Below are 25,654 nucleotides of genomic sequence, written 5' to 3' on the forward strand. Positions count from 1 at the left end.
TCTCCGGGGAAAATAAACGGGCTAATGGTACACCGTAGCAAATAAAATACCCTCCAGCTCACCATTAGCTGGAGGGTTATTCGTTAAGATTCTAATGTAGATGTGTCACCAGTAGGTAGCCCTAGTTCCCAAGATTTAAGCAGACGACGCATGATTTTACCGCTTCGTGTCTTTGGAATCGAATCACGTACTTCAATCTCACGAGGTGCAGCATGTGCACTTAATCCCGTTTTCACAAATTGGCGAATATCCTCTAATAACTCATCCGATTCCTGATATCCAGGATTTAATGTGATGAATGCTTTAATAATTTCCCCACGCTGTGGATCTGGTTTACCGATAACACCAGCTTCGGCTACTGCAGGGTGTTCAATTAGCTTACTTTCTACTTCAAACGGACCTACACGCTCACCAGATGTATTAATGACATCATCTAAACGACCTTGGAACCAGAAGTAGCCATCTTCATCACGGTAAGCACTATCTCCTGATACATACCAGCCATTGATAAAGTAGCTATCATATTTACTAGGATTATTCCAAATCGCACGCATCATGGAAGGCCATCCTGCTTTAATCGCTAAATTACCCATTTGATTTGGAGGGATTTCATTCCCCTCATTATCGACAATCGATGCTTCAATACCTGGAATTGGTTTCCCCATCGAACCTGGGCGAATCTCCTCAGAAGGTAGATTCACAATTAATTGTGCACCCGTTTCGGTCATCCACCATGTATCATGAATACGTAAATCAAATGCTTTCAGTCCCCATGTCACCACTTCTGGGTTCAATGGTTCACCGACACTCAAGACATGGCGCAGTGAAGAGAAATCATATTTTTTTACTAGGCCTTCACCAGCACTTACGAGCATACGTAATGCAGTAGGTGCCGTATACCAAACGGTTACGTTGTGTTTATCTAATGTTGAATACCAATCCTCTGGTGTAAAGCGGCCTCCACGAATAACATTGGTAACCCCATTTAGCCATGGTGCAAACACGCCATAACTGGTGCCTGTCACCCAACCAGGATCAGCTGTACACCAATATACATCGTCATCCTTTAAATCAAGTACCCATTGGCCAGTTACATAGTGCTGAATCATCGCATTATGCACATGGTATACCCCTTTTGGCTTACCAGTAGATCCAGAGGTATAGTGAATTAACATTCCATCCTCTAAATCTACCCATTCGATATCAAAGCTTTCACTTGCTACTTCCATTTCCTCATAAAAATCGATATATTTATCGGATGGCTCACTACGATTACCAACTAAGATGATTTTCTCTAAGTCTGGTAAATCCTCTTGTGGTACACGTTCTAATAAATCAGGTGTCGTAATCAGCACTCTTGCCTCACTATCTTGAAGACGATCGCGAACCGCCTGTTCCATAAAGGCTTCAAATAATGGACCCGCAATTGCACCTGTCTTTAAAATTCCGAAAAAGCTTACATAGAACTCCGGGCTTCTTGGCATGAACAAAAATACCCGATCCCCTTTTTGAACATCGTATTTCTTAAGTACATTAGCAAATTGATTACTTTTTTTACTAATATCGGAAAAGGTTAAGGATTCCTCTCTCCCAGGCGCTGAGTATAAAAGTGCAACTTTATCTTTTTTCTCTGGGTTTTCCGCATGGCGATCAATTGCTTCATATGCAATATTCACTTTTCCTGTTTCATTCCACGAAAAGTGCTTATGCACATCTTCCCATTTGAAGGTAGATCGTAATTCATCATAGTTCTTTAGATTATAATTTCCTTCTCTTGCCGGTACACGTTGCATATCCATCCTTTATCACCTCATCTACAAAATTTGCAACCGATTACATTTCTTAAATTATGAAATATTTAAAATGTTTATTAGTATTTTAGAACATTTTGTGAATTTTTTAAAGTGTTTAGCACTAATTTGATAGAATTTTATATCAATTAGTGAAAAGAAGGGGCTATCCCCATAAAAAATCAGCGGCTTTCCGTAAATGTTCACTTATTTCGTATATAGTTCTAATTTACCATTATATTTTGTAAATAATGGTATTAATGGTATACTATATGTAGTTATTTGTTGTAAGCAGAATTGTGTTATTTTTTAGAAGTATATAAAATAACAATCCAATACTGATCTAATGTTTATGAACAAACTGACATAACTAATGAACATCTAATAGAATTATATGAATCTATTTAATTTAAGAGAAGTCAAAAAGGATCATATAATTATATGGTTGTTATCAACTATGTATTACATAGATGATATAAAAAAATAAAAAGGGGAAAAAAATATGAAAAAATTCTTGTTACTATTTGTAGCAATCCTACTAACTGTCACTTTAGTTGCTTGTACTGAGGATGAATCATCTTCAAGCGATAAGGGCAACCAAGATTCTGACACAAACGCCAGCGAAACTGAGAATAATTCTAGTGAACCGGAAGATGAGGAAGATTCTGATGAGCAAGAGTCTAGCGAATCACAAACCCTCTCTATTGGAGATACTGCCGAAGTTGATGGAATCAAATATACATTGAAAAGCGTATCACTTACAGAAGAACGCAATGAGTTCGCAGATACTGAACCAGCTATGGTTGTAAAAGTGGAATATGAAGTAGAAAATGGAAAAGAAGATGAGATTCCTGTTGGTGCAGATTTAGAAGTATATGATGGAACTGGCAACAAAATGGATTCTTACCCATTAGATAACTCAATGGGTAGTTTACAACCAGGAAAGAAAATGCAGGCTACTCAACACTTTGGAATTGAAGAAGGTCCTATCGAAATCTATTTTAAACCTTTGATCTCTTTTGAAGATCCAGCTATTTTCAGTGCTGATGTTGAATAATTAATATGGTGTGCTATTGGGCACACCATATTTTTTTATATAAAACGAACTTACATTCTAATACGCATTTAAAAGCTTTATAAGATGGAATTACTTAATTGACTTATAGCATCTATTCCTTGGCCACTTCTGATTTACTTCATAAAAAAATAGCAAGAGGTGAAATGGATTAACCTCTTGCTATTAATACGTTTTTACGAGTGCCCACGGCAGGATTCGAACCTGCGACACACGGTTTAGGAAACCGATGCTCTATCCCCTGAGCTACGAAGGCATATGGTTAGGAACATTCCTTATTATACAAAAATCCGTAATAAATTCAAAGTCCAAAATCTTAACCCCTATACCAAATTTTACTTTCTAATCCTTTAAATCGAGTATAGATAGCGCTTTTGTAGTATGATAAAATTAAAAGATATCTGTCTGATTTCATTTGATTGGGGGAACTAGAATGACAGAGGTCCCATTTATTGCAATAGAAGGACCAATTGGTATTGGTAAAACATCGTTAGCAAAACGACTATCAGATCATTTTAACTTCTATTTATTAAAAGAGATTGTAGAAGAAAATCCATTTCTAGGGAAATTTTACGACGACATCGATGAGTGGAGCTTTCAAACAGAAATGTTCTTTCTTTGCAATCGATTTAAACAACTAGAAGATATTGAAACAAAGTATTTGTCACAACGAAAACCTGTTGTTGCAGATTACCATATATCGAAAAATATGATTTTTGCCAAACGTACCTTACAAGCGGATAAATTTGAGAAGTACGAAAAAATATATCATATCCTCACCGCAGACATGCCTGTTCCAAATATGATGATTTATTTACATGCAAGCTTGGATACCATCTTAAATAGGATCCAAATGCGCGGTAGAGAAATTGAGCAAAATATTAAGGCATCCTATTTAGCTCAGCTTGCAGAGGATTATGAAGCCTATATGAATGAATTTGAAGTGATGCACCCTGATATTCCAGTCATCCGTATCAATGGTGATGAAATGGATTTTGTTCAATACGAGGATGATTTAACGAAGATTATCGAGCAAGTACAAAAGCAATTGAAGTCTTTTGAAATAGTATCTAAATAATAACTTTTAACCTTTAATAAGAGGAGATTAACGATGAACTTACGCGAAAAATATCATATCCCAAATGATAGTATCATTACAATCGCTGGTACGGTTGGAGTAGGGAAGTCTACGATGACAAAAGCATTAGCCAATGCATTAAACTTTAAAACATCCTTTGAAAAAGTGGATACCAATCCATACTTGGAAAAGTTCTATGCAGACTTCGAACGATGGAGCTTCCATCTACAAATTTATTTCTTAGCAGAACGTTTCAAGGAACAGAAGAAGATTTTTGAATATGGTGGAGGTTTCGTCCAAGACCGTTCGATCTACGAAGATACTGGAATCTTCGCCAAAATGCATTATGAAAATGGAACGATGTCAAAAACAGACTATGAAACATACACTAGCCTATTTGAATCCATGGTGATGACACCATACTTCCCACACCCAGATTTACTCATTTATTTAGAAGGTTCTTTTGAAGAGGTTCTGAAACGAATTCAAGAGCGTGGGCGTGAAATGGAAAAGAGTACACCGATTTCTTACTGGGAAGAAATGTACAATCGCTATGAAAACTGGATCAATAACTTCAATGCTTGTCCTATCCTAAGAATTAACATATCGGACTATGATTTAATGGAAGATGATACTTCAATCGAACCAATTTTAGAGAAGATTGGCCATTTCATTCAGCAGTCAAGACGTTGGGAAACAAGAGAACTTATTAAATAAGCAAGACAAATGGTACATCCTAAGCGATGTATCATTTTTTTTTGGAAAAATTTTTATCTACTTTAAAACGGTATTAACCCATGCTTTGCAGTATAATAAAACTATCATGTGGGAAAGGAAGAAATACCTTGCATACAGGAGAAAGTAATATTCAGAGCCTAAAAGAAATCCGTAAAGAATTAACTCGTTTTATGATGTCTTATAAATTTGGTCTCGATGAAATGGATACAAAAATACAAATTTTAAAAGAGGAATTTCAACATATACATGACTATAATCCAATTGAACATACGAAAACAAGATTAAAATCTCCAGAAAGTATTTTTAAGAAAATTACGAGAAAAAATATTGATTTTAATCTCGAATCTATTGAGCATGCTATACGGGATATTGCGGGAATTCGGATTGTTTGTTCCTTTATTTCCGATATATATATAATTAGTGATTTATTGCAGAATCAAAAGGACGTTACAGTTGTAGAATGTAAGGATTATATCAAAAATCCAAAGCCTAATGGGTATCAAAGTCTTCATTTAATAGTTAAGATACCGGTTTACCTATCTGATCAAATGAAAGAGGTTTATGTTGAAATACAAATTAGAACGGTTGCGATGGATTTTTGGGCTAGTTTAGAACATAAGATTTTTTATAAATATAGTAAGAATGTTCCAGAAGATTTAACGAAGGAGTTAAAGTTTACCGCAACTGTAGCCTCTGAATTAGATTATCGGATGGAGAAGCTTCATAAAGAAATCAATAAGCTGAAGGAAAGCGAAGCGAATGAGTTTGATTTACTACATTCGGAGCTTAATAACGAGAAATATTATATCCCAATCGCCTTATTAGAATCATTTCTGGGGAAAGAATAGTGCAAAAATGAAAAAAACCGCTACAATATAGCGGTTTTTAATATCTCCAATATTTATGCGCTTTGTTTAAAATGGAGGAGGTAGAGGGATTCGAACCCCCGCGCGGTTTGACCCGCCTGTCGGTTTTCAAGACCGATCCCTTCAGCCAGACTTGGGTATACCTCCGTTAACGACAAATATTAATATACAGGATTTGATTTTTAATGTCAACATGATTATAACGTTTTTTTAACGAAACAAAAATAAAAGACTTTTCCAATTTGAGCAACAATTACTAAACGCCTTGTAAAGGAGTTATGAAGCTGTTTAGGCAGTTTACTCTAGACATTTCCTCTCTAAAAGAGGAAGGATACCTACTAACCAGTAGGTATCGGAATCATCCTCCATTGCTAGATTTTCCTAACCTAGACAGCTCCAATCCATTTATTTAATAAACTCTACTCCACCCATATAAGGAACCAGCACTTCTGGCACTTTGACAGAACCGTCTTCTTGTTGGTAATTTTCTAAGATTGCTGCTATCGTACGGCCGATTGCAAGACCTGAACCATTTAAAGTATGAACGAATTCTGGCTTACCATTTGCTTCTCTTCTGAAACGAATGCCAGCGCGTCTTGCTTGGAAATCTTCAAAATTAGAGCAAGAAGAAATTTCACGGTAGGTATCTTGGCTAGGAATCCAAACCTCAAGATCATATTTCTTCGCAGCGGTAAAGCCTAAGTCACCAGTACACATGCTCATGACGCGATATGGTAATTGCAGTAGCTTGAGTACTTTTTCCGCATGTCCGGTTAGTTCCTCTAATGCTTCATAAGAGTCCTCTGGTTTAACAAATTGAACCAACTCTACTTTATTAAATTGGTGCTGACGGATTAAACCACGTGTATCACGACCAGCAGAACCCGCTTCAGAACGGAAGCTTCCACTAAACGCAACATACTTAGTCGGTAGGTCTTCTACACGAAGGATTTCTTCGCGATGATAGTTTGTCACCGGTACTTCAGCAGTTGGTACCATGAAATAATCCCAGCCTTCTAATTTAAACGCATCCTCTTCAAATTTAGGCAGCTGACCAGTTCCTGTCATGCTTGCACGATTGACGATGGTTGGAGGGAGCATTTCTACATAACCATGCTCATCGGCATGTAAATCCATCATAAAGCTCCATAATGCACGCTCTAGTCTAGCTCCAAGACCTTTATAGAATACAAAGCGGCTTCCAGTTACTTTTCCAGCTCGTTCAAAATCAAGAATATCTAAATTAGTTGCAATATCCCAGTGTGGTTGTGCTTCAAATTTAAATGCTGGTACTTCTCCCCATTTACGAGCTTCTATATTGTCATCTTCACTTTCACCGACTGGCACACTTTCATGTGGAATATTGGGAATAGATAGCATGATTGTTTGTAATGTTTCTTCAATCTCTCTTAATTCATCATCGTATTCTTTTATTTGGTCACCAACTTGACGCATTTCTTTAATCGCTTCATCAGCATCCTTTTTTTCCTTTTTCAGCTGTGAGATTTGCTTGGTTACTTCATTTCGTTTTGCCTTAAGTGCCTCCGTCTTGGTAATTAATTCACGACGACGTTCATCTAGTTCACCAAAGCGATCTAGCTCAGATAGGTCTTCACCGCGATGCTGCAGCTTTCCTTTTACTTCTTCAAAATTATTGCGTAAATACTTCATGTCTAACATTTACATTTCCTCCTTTTATAAATACAAAAAAACCCTCATCCCAAAAATAGGGACGAGAGTTTATATTCCCGCGTTGCCACCCTTGTTGAAGAGTAATCTCTTCCGGCTCTAATCGTGTTAACGGTACGTAACCGGGTTTACTTACTATTATTTCGGTAAACCAGTTCAAGGATGGATTCACAGCAGATTTTCATCGATTCGCACCAACCATCGACTCTCTTTGGAAAATAATACTGTTACTATTTCCTATCATAACTTTTCTAAGTTCATTTTTTAGTTAATCATTATATTAGCTAATTTTTGTAAAAAGTGCAAGTTTTATTCTTAGATTGTTTTAGTTAACCATCATTCATTAAAAAAAATCACTCGCCATAATTGATTATGACGAGTGAACATAATTACACATTATTATTTTTCAAGAAAACCAACCTTTAACCATATCGACAACAGAGGAGAAGATTCCGCTAAAGAAGTCACCAACTGCACCTAGTGCTAGCATGAACCAATTGGATTTTTCAACTGCCTCGTCCGCGATTAAATCTACTGATAGATTAGTAGTATTCGTGATATATCCATAATCATTATCACCAGTAAATACTAGTTGTGCTGTACCGATTTTATCGCCTTTTTTAACTGGTGCTACTAATTCGCCATCTTCATTTAGCTTATCTTCATCGATGTTGTATTCTAATTTATACAGCTCTTCGTCTCCCTTTTTAATTGGAAGGGAGATTTCTTCACCGATGGAGACTGCTACTTGATCTTCTTTCCCTTTTGCTACAGGAATTGTTTCTTTATCCTTCAGCTGATAGCCAGCAGCAAATAGTTCTTTATTTTCAAATTGACTGAAACCGTAATCCATTAATCTAGCAGTCTGCTCAAATCGAGCTTCCTTACTATCTGTACGCATGACAACAGTAATCAATCTTCTTCCGTCACGTTCTGCTGTACCAGTAAACGTATAACCTGCTAGACCAGTGTAACCTGTCTTCAATCCATCGATTCCTTCATAGTAGAACTGCTTGAGATATGTTGCTTCATGTGGCAGCATCCAGTTCAAGTTCTCTACTTTATATCCTTCGAATTCAGTCTCGATTTGACTAGAAATATCCAGTGCGTGTGGATAATCATTAATTAAGTTATAAGCTAACAGTGCTAGAGAGCGAGCTGAAAGCATGTCTGTTCCGTTTGGATCCGTACCTTCTGGATAGTTATCTCCAAGCGAGCTATTATCTAATCCAGTGGAGTTAACAAATTGGAAATCAGGAAGGCCCATTTCTTCTGCCTTTTGATTCATTCGTTTTACAAATTCACCTTCAGAACCAGATACTAGTTCAGCAAGGGCAATGGTTGTCCCATTATCAGAGAAGATGGCCATTGCTTCATATAATTCCTTTACAGTATACGGTTTATCTTGTGTTAGACCAATACCGGAAAACTCAGGGTTAGCTGAGATGCTATATGCGTAATCACTAATTTGTGTTGTTGTTTCCCATGTGATTTCCCCATTTTCAATCGCTTCCAAAACAAGATATTCTGTCATAATCTTTGTCATACTTGCTGGTGGAAGGGCAATATCAGGGTCTTTGGCATAAAGAACTTTCCCTGTATCCGCATCAACTAAAATAGCTGATTCAGCATCTAATTCTAATTCTTGAGCTTGTATATTCGTAGGTTGTGCTATAAATGATGTCATGGCTACTAGAATTGCTAGAGACACCATTAATAATTTTGAATAGATCTGTTTCAATGTTGTGACCTCCACCCTATATTTCAATGCTTTTATTTTTATAGAACACCTTTCCTATTTTATCATAAATTTAGCTATTATATAAACCCTCATCTCGCTTATTCTGTCGTAAATAGGTAGTTTTACTTATGCGTAATTTTTACCAATTACTAGAGTTACTAGCTTATGCTTTTAGTAACATAATGAGAAATGCGCAGGGTACCCAAAGAGACCGCTATGATTACATACTTTCCTATCCCCAAAAGAAAAAACCGAACTTAATTGAATTCTAAGAAAGAATTACAATATCAGTTTGGTTTTTTCATAGGTACGATTATTTTTCAGCCTATTCCCTTCAAAAATTACCCTTTCAAGGAATAATTCGGTGCTTCTTTTGTAATTTGAACATCATGTGGGTGACTCTCTGTTAGGCCAGCATTCGTAATGCGAATGAATTGTCCTTCATTGCGTAGTTGGTCTATTGTCGGTGTTCCACAATAACCCATACCAGAACGTAATCCGCCTAGTAATTGATGAATGGTATCTGCAAGTGGTCCTTTATAGGCCACTCTTCCTTCAATGCCCTCTGGTACTAGTTTTTTCGCATCGGCAGATTCTTGGAAGTAACGATCCTTCGAGCCTGCTTTCATCGCGCCTACAGATCCCATACCACGGTATACTTTATATCTTCTACCTTGATAGATTTCCGTTTCACCAGGGCTTTCAGATACCCCTGCAAACATACTTCCAAGCATTACCGCATGTGCTCCTGCTGCAATAGCCTTTGTAATATCACCAGAATATTTAATTCCACCATCTGCAATGACTGGAACACCATATTCTGCCGCTGCTTCTGCACAATCATAAACTGCTGTAATCTGAGGAACGCCAACACCGGCAACAACTCTTGTCGTACAAATCGATCCAGGACCAATTCCAACTTTTACAATGGTTGCACCTGCTTCAATTAATGCTTTCGTTCCTTCTGCTGTTGCAACATTCCCCGCAATAATATCCAGTTCTGGATAAGCATTTCGGATTTTTCTCAATTGATCTAATACACCTTGAGAATGACCATGTGCTGTATCGATAACTACGACATCCACACCAGCCTGAACTAGTGCTTCGATTCGTTTCACGGAATCTCCTGTAACCCCTACAGCTGCACCTACTAATAAACGACCTTGTGCATCCTTAGCAGCGTTTGGAAACTCAATTACTTTTTCAATATCTTTAATGGTAATTAATCCTTTTAAAATACCATGTTCATCTACTAAGGGTAATTTTTCAATTTTATATTGCTGAAGGATTTTTCCAGCTTCATCTAATGTCGTTCCAACTGAAGCAGTTACGAGGTTTTCACTAGTCATGACCTCAGAAATTTTAATAGAGTAGTCTTGGATAAAACGTAAATCACGGTTCGTAATGATACCAACAAGCTTCTGCTCTGTTTCATTATTGACTACCGGTACACCGGAAATGCGATATTTCCCCATTAAATGTTCTGCGTCAAATACTTGATGATCTGGTGTTAGGAAGAATGGATTGGTTATAACACCACTTTCAGAGCGTTTTACACGATCAACTTGTTCTGCTTGCTCTTCAATCGACATGTTCTTATGAATGATTCCTAAGCCACCCTGTCTAGCCATTGCAATCGCCATTGTTGCTTCGGTCACGGTATCCATTCCAGCACTAATTAAAGGCGCATTTAGCTTGATATTCTTACTTAAAACCGTACTGACATCTACCTCACGTGGTAGAACCTCTGACTTAGCAGGAATTAATAGAACATCATCAAACGTTAATCCTTCTTTCTGAAACTTATCCTTTCTCATATAAAATCCTCCTTCAATTTAGTAGTGAAAACAAAGGTAAAAGAATATTATATCTATCTCTGGGAAAGCTAATACGTATATCTATTGTTATATACAATACGCCAACCGAATCATAATTTCAATAAGAGATTGCTGGTAATTTAATGTTCATATTTTCAAATTTTTCTATCAAAAAAGAGGAAGTATTTTATGCGTTTTTCGGAAGATATTCAGTCGTTTTACACCTATTTACAATCACAGCAAACCGCCCAGAAATATTTATATCACTGCTACCTGCAATTAGAAGATGTCGATGCCGAGCGGAAAAGCTACGAAAATTGTAATGTCTTTATGTATTGCTTAAACCATGGAAAAGAATATTATCGTGCAGGTGAACAACTTGATTTAGTTTTAAAACCTGTCATGTTTTTTTATGGGATGGCCCATCTATTAAAAGCATGCTTACTAACGAAAAGACCGGATTATCCTGAATCTACCTCTGTGCTAGCACACGGTGTATCAGCAAGAAAGCGGAAAAAGAAGGACTATAGCTTTTTAGAAGATGAGGTTAAGCTACAGCATAAAGGATTATTTCCATACTTTTCACAGCATCTCTTCGGCATCAAACAGCTGCCGTTTGAAAAAATTACGATGAGAAGTTTATTTAGCCTTATTCCAGAGCTAATCACTTACTTTGCGTTAGAACAGGATCAAAGCTTGATCCCAATTGGGAAAAGGGGGGATAGATTAATCCGTATCCCAAAAGAAGTTTGCGATCATTATCATATGACAGAAAATGCGTTAATCAAACGGATGAAAGATTATCTGTCTTTCCAGGAAAGCCAGATAGATTCCGAATCGATTACGATCCACTTAACAGATACCCTTATCCAAACCGTAAGCCCTTTTCAAATGGACCTGGATGGCATGATCTATCTCCCTACTGATCGACAACTCTTTTTTCCACTATCGGAAATAATGGTACACTATTTGCTTTTATACAATCTTAGTATGCTATCCCGTTATGAAGCAGAATGGTGGGGAGAATTATTAGCAACGAAGCCGGATGCGGATTATCCATTCATCTCAAGCTTTTTAACGATTACCCAAAAGAAGATTCCACTCTTAATTGGAGAATTTCTTCATAAGAAAATAGAGGGGCAGTAAGCTGCTCCCTCTATACTATTTCCTTAATATGCAAATTATGATGATTGCTTAACGTAATGATTTCTCCATTGTCTAATCGAATAATCGGTCTAGTAGGTTGTTTCTGATCAATAAAGACAATCTCTCCAACCTGCTCATTCGATAACACAATTCTCGTTCCAATAGAAAAATTAGCAATAGCATCGACGAAGACTTGAACAACGCGATGATCTAGCTTGCTAAATTGATCCTGTTGTAATGCTTCAATCACTTTAAATGGTGATTGCTTCTTTCGATATATCCGCTCACTTGTCATCGCATGGTAAATATCACATACGGCAATAATTCTAGCAAATCCGTGAATTTTGTCTTGTGATAAGCCTAAAGGGTATCCACTTCCATCTATTCGCTCATGGTGCTGAAGAACTGCTAATTTAACGGTATAAGGGAATGTTGAAATCTGTTCCAACATACGATAGGAGTAGGTTGGATGTTTTCGCATTTCTTTGATTTCCTCTTTCGTCAATTCGCCTTCTTTATGGATGGAATAGGTATCTAATTTTGCCATACCAGCATCGCATAATAACCCAGCCATCCCGATTTGATACCATTCCCCTTTTTGATATCCCATCTTCTTGCCTAAATAAGCACTAAGAATGGACACAGAGACACTGTGGTGGAAAAAATAATCCTTTTTATTCGCATACTGATGGAGGGTGTATATTTCGGAACCAATATCGTCCATTCGGTCAATTAACGGTAAAATTAGATTACGAACTGCCAAGCTATCAATAGGGATACTGTTACACCAAGAATGATACAGCTTTTTGTATTCCGCTACGACATGCAGATAATGTTCTTTAAATGATAACTGTGGTGCGAGGTGGTTTGATGTTGGGCTAGGTGATTCCACTTTTTCATCTGTGGTCTTGGGCTTAAATGGTGTACCATCCTTTAGCCGTTCCGAAACATCAACCTGTTTAATTAAAAATTTATGTAATATCTTAATATGCTTTTCATCTAATACGGTATTTTGGGGGATAATTGGACGGTTTGTTTTCCCTCTAACTTCACGTAAGAGAACACAACCAGGAACTATTTGAGTTGGTGTAACACGCATGTTATTCCCTCCCTTTGATGAATATTGGTGACGAAGAAAATTAATTTCTTCGTCACCTCATTTTTATCTATTATTCATCCTCTGAACTAGTTTCTCCTGAAACATTTGATTCTTCTTCATTAGGAGCCTCTAAATCTTCTTCATCCTTATCAATCTTCGCTACCGTCGCTACTTCTTCGCCTTCTTGTAAACGGATTAGACGAACACCGCGTGTGTTTCTTCCTGTTTGTGATATTCCTTCTACTGGAATACGGATTAACACACCAGCTGCTGTAATTAACATAATATCTTCATCACCTGTAACCGCTTGTACAGAGACAATATGACCAGTTTCTTCTGATATTTTCGCTGTGAAGATCCCTTTACCACCACGATTGGTGATACGGTATTGGTCTTCTGGTGTACGTTTTCCGATACCCTTATTCGTAACATGCAGAATTTGTAAGCCTTCTTCTAGTATTTCCATCGACACTACTTCATCATCGTCACGTAAGGAGATACCACGAACACCTGTAGCAGTTCTACCCATTAGTCTTACCTGATCTTCAGGGAAGCGAATTAAATAGCCTTCCTTCGTAGCAATCATAATATCCTTTGTTCCATCTGTTAAACGGACGGAGATTAGCTCGTCATCATCACGTAAACCAAGTGCGATTAGACCGCCTTTACGAATATTAGCAAATTGCGATAGGCTAGTCCGTTTTGAAATCCCTTGCTTCGTCGTGAAGAAGAAGTTTAGGTCCTCACTAAATTCACTAACAGAGATGACCGCATTAATCCATTCTTCTTTTTCAATTTGAAGGAGGTTAATAATTGGTAATCCTTTTGCAGTTCGGCTATATTCCGGAATTTCGTATCCTTTTACCTTGTATACCTTCCCTTTATTCGTAAAGAATAAAATCGTATCGTGGGTGGATGTTGATACAAGATGCTCCACAAAGTCATCCTCATTTGTACCCATTCCCTGAATTCCACGGCCACCACGCTTTTGAACACGGTAGGTGGAAGAAGGTAGACGTTTAATATAGCCTTTATGGGTTAGGGTAATCACGATATTTTCTTCAGGAATTAAATCTTCATCCTCAAAGAAATCAGAGCCACCAACGGTAATTTCGGTTCGGCGATCATCACCGTATTTCTCTTTGATTTCGGTTAGTTCTTCACGGATGATTTCTAATACTTTTTCTTCATCCGCTAGAACAGCCCTTAATTCTTGAATAAGCTTTTGTAACTCATTGTATTCATTTTCTATCTTTTCACGCTCTAAACCAGTTAAGCGTTGTAATCGCATGTCTAGGATTGCTTGTGCTTGTTTTTCAGTTAAGCTAAAGCGTGTCATTAAGCCTTCACGAGCTACATCTGCCGTTTTGGAATTACGGATTAAAGCAATCACTTCATCCAAATGATCTAAGGCAATACGTAGACCTTCTAAAATATGAGCTCTTGCTTCTGCTTTTCGTAATTCAAATTCCGTACGACGTCGAATGATTACTTTTTGATGGTCTAAATAATGAATGAGGCATTCTTTAATATTTAGTACCTTTGGAATACCGTTTACAAGTGCTAATGTATTGACCCCAAATGTAGTTTGTAATGACGTATATTTGTAAAGGTTGTTTAGTAATACATTCGCATTGACATCACGACGTAACTCCATCACAATACGCATACCATTACGATCGGATTCATCACGTAGGTCGGTAATTCCTTCAATTCGCTTATCACGAACTAACTCAGCAATTTTTTCAATTAGCTTCGCTTTATTTACTTGGTATGGTAGCTCTGTTACGAGAATAGTCGATTTACCATTTGCTTGTTCTTCTATTTCCACTTTAGCGCGAACAGTAACCGAGCCTTTACCAGTTTCATAGGCTCTACGAATACCACTTCTGCCTAAAATAATCCCTGCAGTAGGGAAGTCCGGTCCTGGTAAGTAATTTTCCATAATGTCATCAATGGTGATTTCTGGATCCTTACTCACGGCTAAAACGGCATCAATCGTTTCGCCTAGATTATGTGGCGGAATATTAGTAGCCATCCCAACGGCAATCCCTGATGCTCCATTAACTAATAGGTTTGGAAAACGGGAAGGGAAGACTGCTGGCTCTCGTTCGGAACCATCATAGTTATCTTGATAATCAATGGTGTCTTTATTAATATCACGCAGTAGCTCCATCGATATCTTTGACATTCTCGCCTCTGTATAACGCATTGCAGCAGCTGAGTCGCCATCGACAGAACCGAAGTTACCATGTCCATCCACTAATGGGTAACGATAACTAAATGGCTGTGCCATACGTACCATCGCTTCGTAAACAGCAGAGTCACCATGCGGGTGATACTTACCGATTACTTCCCCAACAATACGTGCAGATTTTTTATATGCTTTATCGGAATGCATTCCTAGATCATTCATCGCATATAATATTCTTCGGTGTACAGGCTTCATTCCATCACGTACATCAGGCAATGCACGTGCAACAATTACACTCATCGCATAATCTAAAAAGGATGTCCGCACTTCTTGGCTTATATTTATTTCTTTTACGCTTTGACGTTCCTGATCCGCCATCGATTAAAAACCTCCTGATAATGTCTAGACCATCTATATCGTTTTAGACATTTATGGAAACCGAATAAATCGGTTTCCGAATTCTATTACATTTTATTTAGCTAGCTTAAATATCCAAGTTTTTCACGTATTGAGCATTCTCTTCAATGAATTGACGTCTAGGTTCTACTTTATCACCCATCAACATATCAAATACCTGATCCGCTTCAATCGCGTCTTTTAACTCCACCTGTAGCAAGGTACGGTTGTTTGGATCCATCGTTGTTTCCCAAAGTTGTTCGGCATTCATCTCACCAAGACCTTTGTAACGTTGGATACCAGGTTTTGGCACCTCTGGTAATTCTCTTAAAATCCTATCCATCTCAGCATCATTATACGCATAATGTACAGCCTTACCTTGTTGGACCTTATAAAGAGGTGGTTGGGCGATATAAATATAGCCATGTTCAATTAATGGACGCATAAAACGGTAGAAAAATGTTAATAGTAATGTTCGTATATGTGCACCATCAACATCGGCATCGGTCATAATGACGATTTTTTGATATCTTGCTTTTGTTATATCAAAGTCATCGCCAATACCGGTTCCCATCGCTGTAATCATAGAACGTACTTCCAGATTAGATAAAATACGGTCTAAACGCGCTTTTTCCACGTTTAAGATTTTACCTCGTAACGGTAAAATTGCTTGGAAATGTCTATCTCTACCTTGTTTTGCAGATCCACCCGCAGAGTCACCCTCTACGATATATAGTTCACTAATGGAAGCATCCTTCGATGAACAGTCAGCAAGCTTACCTGGTAAATTCGAAATTTCAAGGGCACTTTTTCTTCTCGTTAGATCACGTGCTTTTTTCGCAGCAGCACGTGCACGGGAAGCCATTAATCCTTTTTCTACAATGGTTTTACCAACGGAAGGATTTTCAAGTAAAAACGTAGAAAATAACTCACTAAAGATCGAGTCTGTAATCGCACGAACCTCGCTATTTCCTAGCTTCGTTTTCGTTTGCCCTTCAAACTGTGGATCTGGATGTTTAACTGAAACGATTGCTGTAATTCCTTCTCGTACATCATCCCCAGTTAAATTAGGCTCACTTTCCTTCATAAGACCATTTTTTCGAGCATAATCATTAATGACACGGGTTAAGCCTGTCTTAAATCCAGACTCATGTGTACCGCCTTCATACGTATGAATATTATTCGCAAAAGAGTAAATGCTGCTATTAAAGCCTTCGTTGTATTGAACCGATACTTCAACACTTATCCCTTGATCTTCACCTTCTGCATAGAAAGGCTCATGTAGTACCTCTTTATTACGGTTGATATATTCCACATACTCACTAATACCACCCTCATAATGGAAGGACTGTGGCTCTTCTCCCGTACGTTTGTCCTCAATGGTGATACGAATACCTTTATTCAAGAAAGCAAGCTCACGTACACGTTGTACGAGCGTATCTAAATCATACGTAGTCGTTTCTGTAAAGATTTCTGGGTCTGGTTTAAAGTGTGTGGTCGTACCAGTGTGATCGGTCTCCCCAACTATCTGAAGTTCATTTGTCGGTACACCACGTTCAAATCCGATATAGTGAATTTTCCCATCACGATGGACATATACTTCTAAATTAGTTGATAGTGCATTTACTACGGAAGCACCTACACCATGAAGTCCACCAGACACTTTATAGCCGCCACCGCCGAATTTACCACCGGCATGGAGGACAGTCATGATGACTTCAACTGCTGGTTTACCTGTCTTTTTTTGAATATCGACTGGAATTCCACGCCCATTATCTTTCACTGTAATACTGTTATCCTCTTCGATAATGACTTGGATATGATCACAATAGCCTGCTAATGCTTCATCAATACTGTTATCAACGATTTCCCAAACTAAGTGATGTAGTCCCTTTACACTTGTAGAACCAATATACATCCCTGGTCTTTTTCGTACTGCTTCTAAACCTTCTAATACTTGTATCTGGTCGGCATTATACGACTGATCTGCTTTTACGTTTTCTTCCATTGCTTTTTCCACCTACATTCTAATTATTCAAGCTCTAGATCCTCTGAATAATCATCGAGTTTACTGATAGTTGATTTAATACTTGCCCGCTTTTTTAATGTTGCAACAGACAATGTACTCAAATACAACTGATTATTCGTGATAACGACTGACTTTGCACCTTCCTTAGGTCCAATAATATGTTTTTGGTTAGCTGTTATCATCTCGTCCATGATTGTTGATGACGAAATAATATTATGGTCAACAATGGAAATAATATCGCTTGACCGGATAACATTGCCATTTCCAATATGAATAAACAATTTCTATTCCCCCAACAAGTCACCTATTGTCCTTTACCTAGTGACTGTTCCATTATGGATCCTGAAAATATCTGCTTTCTCCAAGGTTTCGTGATGAATTCCATCAACACTAGTTGTCGAAACAAAGGTTTGAACCTTACCTTGAATGGTATTTAGAAGATGCGATTGCCTAAAGTCATCTAATTCACTTAGGACATCGTCCAGTAGTAGGATTGGATATTCTCCTACTTCGCTATATATAAGATCGATTTCAGCAAGCTTTAAAGACAATGCGGTTGTCCGCTGCTGACCTTGTGACCCATAGGTTTGAACATTTTTTCCGTTCACATAAAAAAGGATGTCATCCCGATGTGGTCCTAAAAGCGTTGTTCCACGTTCAATCTCTTTTTCTATAATTTGATTAAATTTATCTTGATAACTACTTTCTATTTTCTCCTTAGATGCGCCTTCTAATACTTCAATTGATGGTGAATAAACAATCTCTAACTCTTCTAGTTCATGACTTATTCCATGATGAATTGGCTTTGCCCATTTTCTTAATAGCTCAATAAAGGCAAAGCGTCTTTCTAAAATCGTACTGGCATGCTCTATTAGTTGCTCGGTTAGAATACCAAGCATCACCCGATCCATACTTCGATCTCGCTGCATTTGCTTCAACAAATGATTCCGCTGCTTGAGTACTTTTTGAAATTGTCCAAGGTGATAGATATATCGTGGCTGGATTTGCCCCAGTTCCATATCGATAAATCTTCTACGAATTTGTGGAGGTCCTTTTACGAGTGTCAAGTCTTCAGGGGCGAACATGACGACGTTTAAGTTACCAATATAATCACTTAATCTTCTTTGCTCTAAGTGATTCAACTTAGCTTTTTTGCCTTTGGCAGAGATGACGATCTCGAGTGGAATCGACTGATTTCGTTTTTTTACTCTACCTTCTATTTTAGCATACTCTGTATCCCAACGGATTAATTCTTTTTCTTTTGGTGTTCGGTGGGATTTCGTAAAGGCGAGAAGGTAGATGGATTCCATCAGGTTGGTTTTCCCTTGCGCATTTTCACCTATGATGACATTTACTTTATTGGCAAAGCTAAGCTCTAATTTTTGGTAATTTCTATAATTGTTTAGTATTATTTCTTCAATATGCATGTAGATTCCTCATTTAGGAACTAATCTTTCTTAACCACAATAAAAGACCCAGCACCCTCAATTTCTACAACATCATTCGGGTAAAGCTTTCTTCCTCGACGTTGTTCTCTTTCCCCATTGACAATTGCACCTTGATCTTGTAAAAATGCTTTTACCATACCACCAGATTCTAATATGTTGGTCAGTTTTACAAATTGGCCAAGGGTGATATATTCCGTATTAATTTCAATTTCTGTATGCAAGTTGATCACCAGTTTCTCATTGTTTATTTGAAATCATCGCTTATTATCATTTTACTAAAGTTTTTGCTTTAAGGAAAGGTATGCCCCTTAAATTATAATTAAAACGGTTATATAGGCTTATAAATGCTTTTATGTGCATGAAAAAATGGCTTTTATCATTCATTTTGGTGATAAAAGCCATTTTTTATTCTAGCCAGAACCACAGCCGGCATACACAACTCTTTCTAACGGGTTGCCCATAAACCCTTTTTGCTACTTCTTAAGGGGTGTCATGGAGGTTCATTAATCCCGCGGAGCCTTCGTGTATGCCGACCGTTCCGTTTCATTATGATTATTTTCCAAAGAGTACTTTATATCCTTACAATGGAAATACTTTTCCTCTAAACCGTCCTTATACATTGGTAGAGTGTTTAGGATACTAATGCTTCAATAGGAAATTTACCAAAACTAAACTTTATGAAAAAATAATTATCCACATGTTAATAAGTTCGTACTGGCAAGATTAATTGGATCATGGCTGGATCGTTGATAGGGCGGATGATGAATGGTCTCATTGCCCCAGTGAAGTCTACCATCACTTCATCAACATCCATTACTTTTAGTGCATCTAGCATATATTTAGAGCTAAACGAAATCTTCAGTTCTTCTCCTTCGATGGATTGTACGGTCAGTTCTTCCGATACATGTCCAACTTCAGGGGAATTACTTGTGATTTCTACAATATTTTGATCTAAAGTAGATAATTTTACGACGTTATTCCGTTCCTCACGTGCTAGTAAAGAAGCACGATCAATACTAGAAATTAAGTCTTTTGTTTTAACTTGTAGAACGGTTTTACTTTGTTCAGGAATTAATCGAGATGTCTCTGGATAGTTACCGTCAAGGATTCTCGATAGGAAGTTTAAGTGTTTCGTTCTAAATAAGATTTGGTTATTTGTTACACTAATTTCTACCATTTCTTCCGAGTCATCTAGAATTTTATTTAATTCATTTAAACTTTTTCCTGGTACGACGATGCTTTCGAATTGAACCTTTGTTGAATTAACAGGAACTTCTCTAGATGCTAATCGGTGACTATCTGTTGCGGTAAAGGATAATTTATTATCGACAAGTGATAAATTGACACCAGTTAGAATTGGTCTAGTTTCCATGGATGAAACTGCAAATACAGTTTGTTTAATTAAGCTTTTTAATAAATCAGTAGGTAGTTCAAAGCTATCATCTGTTTGTAATTTTGGTAATTGAGGGTACTCTTCTGCATCTTGACCATTTAGATGGAATTCTGCTTTACCAGAACGAATTGTGACGCTAAGATTCTCATCCGCTTCAATTTCTACATGTTGTTCAGGTAATTTCCGTACAATATCAGGGAAGTATTTCGCATGTAATACAATACTTCCTTCTTCAATATTTTCTACATTAACCATTCCTTCTTCTTCAGCTGGAATATAAGATTCAATCGAAATATCGGAGTCACTACCAGTTAACGTAATACCATGAGATTTCGCCTCAATTTTCATTCCAGTTAAAATTGGAATCGCTGTTCTTGAAGATATGGCTTTCATTACATCTTGAACACTATCGATTAATTGATCACGTTGAATCGTAAATTTCATGAAAAAATCCTCCAATGGATGGTTCTATATATATTTATTTTTATTATAAAAAGATAGTAATAATAGTAATAAGGGCTGTGATTATGTGGATAACCCGTTTGAACCTAGATAGAATATAGTTATCCACATGTGAATAAACTGTTTGTAACTGTGTATGTGTTATCCACGCTATAAACAGGGGATAACATCTTAAAGAGCGTGTAATTGTTGTTTAATTTCTTCGATCTCTTTTGCAAAAAGAGAATCCTTATCTAACATGCCTGCTATTTTTTCATGGGCATGGATGACAGTTGTATGATCACGACCGCCAAATTCTTCCCCGATTTTAGGTAAGGAATAATCTGTTAGTTCTCTAGATAAATACATCGCAATTTGTCGTGGAAAGGCAATGGACTTTGTACGTTTCTTAGCCAAAAAGTCCTCTTTTTTGACATTATATTTCTCACCAACCACTTCCATAATCGTAGCAATTGTAATCACTCGTGGTTTATTGTTAGGAATTATATCTTTTAATGCATCTGCTGCTAATGCCGCATCAATATCTTGATTAACAAGTGATGAATATGCCACAACGCGAATTAATGCCCCTTCAAGCTCACGAATATTCGTATCAATTTGATTAGCAATATAGAGCATGACTTCATTTGGGATATCAAGACCTTCAGCCTTAGCCTTTTTCGTTAAAATGGCGATCCTGGTTTCCAAGTCAGGAGGGGTGATATCCGTTATAAGTCCCCATTCAAATCGAGAACGAAGGCGATCTTCCAGTGTTGGTATTTCCTTTGGTGGCCGGTCACTAGAAATAATAATTTGTTTATTTGCTTCATGAAGCGCATTAAAGGTATGGAAAAATTCTTCCTGGGTTGACTCTTTTCCAGCAATAAATTGGATGTCGTCGATTAGCAATACATCAACATTACGGTATTTATTACGGAAGTTAGTCGTTTTGTTTTCCATAATGGCGTCGATAAATTCATTCGTGAACTTTTCAGACGAAATATATACCACCTTGGCATCTTTATTATGTTCTAGTACATAGTGGCCAATCGCATGCATTAAGTGGGTTTTCCCCAAACCAACGCCACCATAAATAAATAATGGGTTGTAAGCTTTAGCAGGTGCTTCGGCAACAGCTAAGGATGCTGCATGCGCAAAACGGTTTCCCGATCCAATTACAAATGTATCAAATGTATATTTAGGATTTAACATCGTTTTTCCGTCATGGGTATCATGAACATTTGCTTTTGGCTTTGGTTTCTGCTTTATTTCTTCTTCTATGACAGTATCTAGAATAATAATTTTTATATTAAGCTTTGACCCTGTTACTTCTAGTAAAACCTTTTGAATTAGCTGGGAGTATTGTTCTTCTAACCAATCTCTAGCAAATTCGGTTGGAGCAGATATCGTTAGCGTATTTCCTTCTAAATTCTCTGCTTTCGTCTCCTTTAACCATGTATCAAAGCTAGGTTTACTGATTTTTTCCTCTATCTTTTCAAGAGTAGCATTCCATAAATCATGGATATTTTCCAATTCGTTCCCCCCTTTCAAATAACGATAATAGATTAGCCTAAATTAAGAATAAAAAACCTCTCTCAATCTTTTCCGCATATTTTAAAAAGATGCTTCATAAGATGGAAAGGTACATAATCTATTATTTTTTTCGCAGATAGAACAAGGTTAAACTATTTCCAGCTTGCAATAGAAAAACAATCCCATTTGCTATTAAAATGTGACGTTTTCTAACTATAACTACAAAAAATAGTTACATGTGGTTGTGGATAATTTACATTATACAGTACAAGTACGGAAAAGAGTTATTCGCAGATTATATAAATTTGTGGATAAGGTTAAAAACAGATTGTGAATAATTGTCCACAGGATATCCACAAATTGTGTATAAGTTTTACTAGAGAAATACTTATTAACATGTTAAAACACAACTATAATATCAAAAAAAAGCAAGCTCTGCAATGGTTTTTCGACACTTATCCACAATATCTAGTGGTTGTAGACATTTTTTATTCACACCACTATATTTTGTGATTATCTTGTCGACAAATGTTGTGGTTAGAAAATTGGGCGTAAAAATTCATGAACAAGGTGTGTGGATAAGTGTTTTTTTGTTGTAAAAGGGGGAATAAGTATCGTACTTGTTTGTGAAAGAAATGAAATCGGGATTGTTAAAAGAGGAATAAATGTAAGTTTTTCTGAAAATGCAAGTTGACGTTGGTGGATTTTTTCAGTATAATTGCATGGATGTCTATTGGATTAGATTTTGTTTTGGAGAAATAAGATCCCTCGGGGAGGTGCAACATAAATGAAAAGAACGTTTCAACCAAATAACCGTAAGCGTAAAAAGGTACATGGCTTTCGCGCACGTATGAGCACTAAAAACGGTCGTAAAGTTTTAGCTCGTCGTCGTCGTAAAGGAAGAAAAGTATTATCTGCATAGGCCACTGAAGCGTCAGTGGTCTTTTTTACGCTAGAGAGAGAATGAACGGTGTAAAACGGAATTCTAAATTGGATAGAATAAACTTTAAAGCAGTGGTTCACAATGGATATAGACCCACCTGCTTTTTTTACATAAAGAACAGGGGAACTTGGCTTTTTTAGTGTTAGGTGATGAGTGATGAAGAAAGAATATCGGGTGAAGGACAATAAAGATTTTCAAGCTATTTTTAAAAAGGGAAAATCTTTTGCGAATCGACAGTTGGTTATCTATTATATGAAGAAAAAGGATCAGGAACATTTTCGAATTGGCTTATCTGTAGGAAAAAAGATTGGGAATGCGGTAGTACGGAACCGGATTAAACGTTATTTACGTCAAGCATTTCATGAGCTAGAAAATGATATTGAAGCTTCCTATGATATGATTATCATTGCGAGGCAGCCAACTAAGGCGATGGATTTTTTTGAGATAAAGAAAAGCTTAACGCACTTATTGTCGAAAGAAAGACTATTAAAGCGTAGGTAATGTGTTAGATTAAGATAGAATCTAATGCTCGTTTATTGTAAAATATGTGTTATAAAAGTTTATGATAGATGTAAGCGATTTTTTTGTTGGACTAGTTAGGAGGAGCAGAAGTTGCGTAAGAAGATATTTTTTATAGCAATACTAATTGGATTGCTAGTAGTATTATCTGGTTGTACAGAAATAGATCAGCCAATTACAGAGGAAAGTGAAGGAATATGGAATAGTTATTTTGTTTATCCGTTATCATGGTTAATTATGTATTTTGCTGATTTATTTAACGAGAACTATGGATTAGGAATTATTTTAGTGACAGTAATTATTCGTACCTTATTACTTCCACTAAATATTAAGCAATTAAAAAGTTCTAAAGCAATGCAAGATATTCAACCGGCTTTAAAGGAATTACAAGCGAAATATAGCTCAAAAGATGCGAATACACAGCAGAAATTACAGCAGGAAACGATGGCACTATTTCAAAAGCATGGTGTTAACCCACTAGCAGGTTGTTTACCAATCTTTATTCAAATGCCAATCTTACTTGGTATTTATCATGCGATTATGCGTACTGAGGCAATTGGTGGGCATACATTCCTTTGGTTCCCATTGGATCAAGTGGATTATGTATTACCGATTATTGCTGGTTTAACAACATTCTTACAGCAAAAACTAATGATGGCAGGAAGCCCTGCAGCAGCAAACCCACAAATGACGGTTATGCTTTATATGATGCCGATCATGATTACGGTATTTGCATTCTTCTTCCCAGCTGCACTAGCACTTTACTGGGTAATCGGTAACTTATTCATGATTGCACAAACCATTTTCATTCGTAAGCCAATGATGAAGGATACGAATTCTGGGGGAGACAAAAAGTGAGAGAAGTAACTGCTACTGGACAAACAGTTGACGAAGCGGTCCAATCAGCATTAGAGCAGTTAAACACATCTAGGGACCAAGTAGAAGTGGATATTATTGATGAGGGGAAAAGAGGAATTCTAGGTGTATTCGGTGCTAAGCGTGCCATTGTAAAGGTGAGGCTTGCTAAGAATCCAATACAAGAAGCTGAAAAATTCATCCTTAATGTTGTGAAAAATATGAATGTAGAAGTGGATATTACCACTACTGTTGATGGGAACCATGTTAATTTTGATTTAAGTGGAGAGAAAATTGCTCTCTTAATCGGAAAACGTGGACAAACCTTGAATGCATTACAATATTTAACACATTTAGTCATCAATAAAGAAGGCAATCAGTACTATACGGTTACATTAGATGCGGAAGGCTACCGCGGGCGCCGTAAGGAAACTCTTGAAACTTTAGCGTTACGTATGGCAGACAAGGCAAAGCGCTTTAATAAAAAGGTTGCACTTGAACCAATGCCAGCCTATGAAAGAAAAATCATTCATAGTGTATTACAAAATAAACAAGATATATCGACATATTCCGATGGAGTAGAACCACATCGACATGTCGTTATTAAACCATAGTAAGTAAAAGACCTCTGGGGAACCAGGGGTTTTTTTTGAAAGATAAGAAAGTATAAAAATCTCCGCTCTACCACAGTGTTTCTAACTGTGGTATTTTTATGCGAATGGGATGGAGGTGGGCAGTTGGTGCCCTATTTCGGTTGGGTGAGAGTAGAGAGGGCGAACGGAGGATGTCTGTCGATACCCTTATTAGGTTGAGTGAGCTTCCAAAGGTAATAGAGAGAAGCTGTTAGTGCCTTTTTTCGGTTGA

Annotated in this window: 21 protein-coding genes, 2 tRNA genes and 1 other annotated feature; of the genes, 9 read left to right on the forward strand and 14 right to left on the reverse strand. The window is 37.2% G+C overall.

What is annotated here, in order from left to right; all coding sequences use genetic code 11:
* Positions 1 to 83: 83 nt before the first annotated feature.
* Positions 84 to 1,799 (reverse strand): acetate--CoA ligase, encoded by a 1,716-nt coding sequence (gene acsA / locus KGF86_RS00340; RefSeq protein ID WP_186871079.1) that lies wholly within the window; start codon positions 1,797 to 1,799, stop codon positions 84 to 86.
* A 493-nt stretch (positions 1,800 to 2,292) separates the two neighbouring features.
* Between acsA and KGF86_RS00345 the strand changes: the two genes are divergently transcribed.
* Positions 2,293 to 2,847: a hypothetical protein gene (locus tag KGF86_RS00345; protein WP_211740789.1), complete on the forward strand. Its 555-nt coding sequence runs from the start codon at positions 2,293 to 2,295 to the stop codon at positions 2,845 to 2,847.
* Between the two features lie 201 nt (positions 2,848 to 3,048).
* Here KGF86_RS00345 and KGF86_RS00350 read toward each other — a convergent pair.
* Positions 3,049 to 3,121, reverse strand: a tRNA-Arg gene (locus tag KGF86_RS00350).
* Between the two features lie 177 nt (positions 3,122 to 3,298).
* Here KGF86_RS00350 and KGF86_RS00355 point away from each other — a divergent pair.
* The 3 genes from KGF86_RS00355 to KGF86_RS00365 all read left to right on the forward strand — a co-directional run bounded on the left by KGF86_RS00355 (position 3,299) and on the right by KGF86_RS00365 (position 5,529).
* Positions 3,299 to 3,943 carry a deoxynucleoside kinase gene (locus tag KGF86_RS00355; RefSeq protein WP_186871077.1) on the forward strand — a complete coding sequence of 215 codons (645 nt, stop codon included), beginning with the start codon at positions 3,299 to 3,301 and terminating at the stop codon, positions 3,941 to 3,943.
* A gap of 33 nt (positions 3,944 to 3,976) precedes the next feature.
* On the forward strand, positions 3,977 to 4,660 hold the full coding sequence (locus tag KGF86_RS00360) for a deoxynucleoside kinase (RefSeq protein WP_211740790.1): 684 nt from the start codon (positions 3,977 to 3,979) through the stop codon (positions 4,658 to 4,660).
* Between the two features lie 191 nt (positions 4,661 to 4,851).
* A complete protein-coding gene (locus KGF86_RS00365; protein WP_211741188.1) occupies positions 4,852 to 5,529 on the forward strand; it encodes a GTP pyrophosphokinase in 678 nt (225 codons plus the stop codon).
* Positions 5,530 to 5,601: 72 nt separating this feature from the next.
* Here the strand turns inward: KGF86_RS00365 and KGF86_RS00370 are convergent.
* The 4 genes from KGF86_RS00370 to guaB form a co-directional block, all read right to left on the reverse strand.
* A tRNA-Ser gene (locus KGF86_RS00370) sits at positions 5,602 to 5,694 on the reverse strand.
* 258 nt (positions 5,695 to 5,952) lie between these two features.
* Entirely contained in the window at positions 5,953 to 7,227 is a 1,275-nt protein-coding gene (gene serS / locus KGF86_RS00375; protein WP_211740791.1) for a serine--tRNA ligase, read from the reverse strand.
* 45 nt (positions 7,228 to 7,272) lie between these two features.
* Positions 7,273 to 7,489, reverse strand: a binding site (T-box leader).
* A gap of 153 nt (positions 7,490 to 7,642) precedes the next feature.
* Positions 7,643 to 8,977 carry a D-alanyl-D-alanine carboxypeptidase family protein gene (locus tag KGF86_RS00380; protein ID WP_211740792.1) on the reverse strand — a complete coding sequence of 445 codons (1,335 nt, stop codon included), beginning with the start codon at positions 8,975 to 8,977 and terminating at the stop codon, positions 7,643 to 7,645.
* A 341-nt stretch (positions 8,978 to 9,318) separates the two neighbouring features.
* A complete protein-coding gene (guaB, locus tag KGF86_RS00385) occupies positions 9,319 to 10,794 on the reverse strand; it encodes an IMP dehydrogenase (RefSeq protein ID WP_186871072.1) in 1,476 nt (491 codons plus the stop codon).
* Between the two features lie 189 nt (positions 10,795 to 10,983).
* Between guaB and KGF86_RS00390 the strand changes: the two genes are divergently transcribed.
* Positions 10,984 to 11,940, forward strand: a complete 957-nt coding sequence (locus KGF86_RS00390) for a YaaC family protein (protein WP_211740793.1) — start codon at positions 10,984 to 10,986, stop codon at positions 11,938 to 11,940.
* Positions 11,941 to 11,950: 10 nt separating this feature from the next.
* Here the strand turns inward: KGF86_RS00390 and KGF86_RS00395 are convergent, their stop codons facing one another.
* From KGF86_RS00395 to dnaA, 8 genes are all read right to left on the reverse strand, one after another.
* Positions 11,951 to 13,039: an HD-GYP domain-containing protein gene (locus KGF86_RS00395; protein WP_186871070.1), complete on the reverse strand. Its 1,089-nt coding sequence runs from the start codon at positions 13,037 to 13,039 to the stop codon at positions 11,951 to 11,953.
* Between the two features lie 70 nt (positions 13,040 to 13,109).
* Entirely contained in the window at positions 13,110 to 15,611 is a 2,502-nt protein-coding gene (gene gyrA / locus KGF86_RS00400; RefSeq protein ID WP_186871069.1) for a DNA gyrase subunit A, read from the reverse strand.
* A 106-nt stretch (positions 15,612 to 15,717) separates the two neighbouring features.
* Positions 15,718 to 17,637 carry a DNA topoisomerase (ATP-hydrolyzing) subunit B gene (gyrB, locus tag KGF86_RS00405; protein WP_211740794.1) on the reverse strand — a complete coding sequence of 640 codons (1,920 nt, stop codon included), beginning with the start codon at positions 17,635 to 17,637 and terminating at the stop codon, positions 15,718 to 15,720.
* 23 nt (positions 17,638 to 17,660) lie between these two features.
* A complete protein-coding gene (gene remB, locus KGF86_RS00410; RefSeq protein WP_186871067.1) occupies positions 17,661 to 17,939 on the reverse strand; it encodes an extracellular matrix regulator RemB in 279 nt (92 codons plus the stop codon).
* Positions 17,940 to 17,972: 33 nt separating this feature from the next.
* Positions 17,973 to 19,085 carry a DNA replication/repair protein RecF gene (gene recF, locus KGF86_RS00415; RefSeq protein ID WP_211740795.1) on the reverse strand — a complete coding sequence of 371 codons (1,113 nt, stop codon included), beginning with the start codon at positions 19,083 to 19,085 and terminating at the stop codon, positions 17,973 to 17,975.
* A gap of 20 nt (positions 19,086 to 19,105) precedes the next feature.
* A complete protein-coding gene (gene yaaA / locus KGF86_RS00420; protein WP_186871065.1) occupies positions 19,106 to 19,327 on the reverse strand; it encodes a S4 domain-containing protein YaaA in 222 nt (73 codons plus the stop codon).
* 479 nt (positions 19,328 to 19,806) lie between these two features.
* Positions 19,807 to 20,943 carry a DNA polymerase III subunit beta gene (gene dnaN / locus KGF86_RS00425; RefSeq protein ID WP_186871064.1) on the reverse strand — a complete coding sequence of 379 codons (1,137 nt, stop codon included), beginning with the start codon at positions 20,941 to 20,943 and terminating at the stop codon, positions 19,807 to 19,809.
* Positions 20,944 to 21,132: 189 nt separating this feature from the next.
* Complete coding sequence (dnaA, locus tag KGF86_RS00430) at positions 21,133 to 22,473, reverse strand: chromosomal replication initiator protein DnaA (protein WP_186871063.1); 1,341 nt, start codon at positions 22,471 to 22,473, stop codon at positions 21,133 to 21,135.
* A gap of 787 nt (positions 22,474 to 23,260) precedes the next feature.
* Here dnaA and rpmH point away from each other — a divergent pair.
* From rpmH to jag, 4 genes are all read left to right on the forward strand, one after another.
* A complete protein-coding gene (gene rpmH, locus KGF86_RS00435) occupies positions 23,261 to 23,395 on the forward strand; it encodes a 50S ribosomal protein L34 (protein WP_010094630.1) in 135 nt (44 codons plus the stop codon).
* 177 nt (positions 23,396 to 23,572) lie between these two features.
* Positions 23,573 to 23,917 (forward strand): ribonuclease P protein component, encoded by a 345-nt coding sequence (gene rnpA, locus KGF86_RS00440; RefSeq protein ID WP_186871062.1) that lies wholly within the window; start codon positions 23,573 to 23,575, stop codon positions 23,915 to 23,917.
* Between the two features lie 111 nt (positions 23,918 to 24,028).
* The gene (gene spoIIIJ / locus KGF86_RS00445; protein WP_211740796.1) at positions 24,029 to 24,793 is read left to right on the forward strand and encodes a YidC family membrane integrase SpoIIIJ; all 765 of its coding nucleotides are present in this window, start codon (positions 24,029 to 24,031) and stop codon (positions 24,791 to 24,793) included.
* Positions 24,790 to 25,404 carry an RNA-binding cell elongation regulator Jag/EloR gene (gene jag / locus KGF86_RS00450; RefSeq protein WP_186871060.1) on the forward strand — a complete coding sequence of 205 codons (615 nt, stop codon included), beginning with the start codon at positions 24,790 to 24,792 and terminating at the stop codon, positions 25,402 to 25,404. The genes spoIIIJ and jag overlap by 4 nt, the downstream gene beginning before the upstream one ends.
* Positions 25,405 to 25,654 lie beyond the last annotated feature (250 nt).

It is taken from the genome of Ornithinibacillus massiliensis (genome assembly GCF_018310345.1).
In the GTDB taxonomy this organism is placed as follows: Bacteria; Bacillota; Bacilli; order Bacillales; family Amphibacillaceae; genus Ornithinibacillus; species Ornithinibacillus massiliensis.

Coding starts and splice junctions, on each gene's coding strand:
- acsA (WP_186871079.1), bottom strand. CDS start 1,799: ATGGATATGCAACGTGTACCGGCAAGAGAAGGAAATTATAATCTAAAG.
- KGF86_RS00345 (WP_211740789.1), top strand. CDS start 2,293: ATGAAAAAATTCTTGTTACTATTTGTAGCAATCCTACTAACTGTCACT.
- KGF86_RS00355 (WP_186871077.1), top strand. CDS start 3,299: ATGACAGAGGTCCCATTTATTGCAATAGAAGGACCAATTGGTATTGGT.
- KGF86_RS00360 (WP_211740790.1), top strand. CDS start 3,977: ATGAACTTACGCGAAAAATATCATATCCCAAATGATAGTATCATTACA.
- KGF86_RS00365 (WP_211741188.1), top strand. CDS start 4,852: ATGATGTCTTATAAATTTGGTCTCGATGAAATGGATACAAAAATACAA.
- serS (WP_211740791.1), bottom strand. CDS start 7,227: ATGTTAGACATGAAGTATTTACGCAATAATTTTGAAGAAGTAAAAGGA.
- guaB (WP_186871072.1), bottom strand. CDS start 10,794: ATGAGAAAGGATAAGTTTCAGAAAGAAGGATTAACGTTTGATGATGTT.
- KGF86_RS00390 (WP_211740793.1), top strand. CDS start 10,984: ATGCGTTTTTCGGAAGATATTCAGTCGTTTTACACCTATTTACAATCA.
- KGF86_RS00395 (WP_186871070.1), bottom strand. CDS start 13,039: ATGCGTGTTACACCAACTCAAATAGTTCCTGGTTGTGTTCTCTTACGT.
- gyrA (WP_186871069.1), bottom strand. CDS start 15,611: ATGGCGGATCAGGAACGTCAAAGCGTAAAAGAAATAAATATAAGCCAA.
- gyrB (WP_211740794.1), bottom strand. CDS start 17,637: ATGGAAGAAAACGTAAAAGCAGATCAGTCGTATAATGCCGACCAGATA.
- recF (WP_211740795.1), bottom strand. CDS start 19,085: ATGCATATTGAAGAAATAATACTAAACAATTATAGAAATTACCAAAAA.
- dnaN (WP_186871064.1), bottom strand. CDS start 20,943: ATGAAATTTACGATTCAACGTGATCAATTAATCGATAGTGTTCAAGAT.
- rpmH (WP_010094630.1), top strand. CDS start 23,261: ATGAAAAGAACGTTTCAACCAAATAACCGTAAGCGTAAAAAGGTACAT.
- rnpA (WP_186871062.1), top strand. CDS start 23,573: ATGAAGAAAGAATATCGGGTGAAGGACAATAAAGATTTTCAAGCTATT.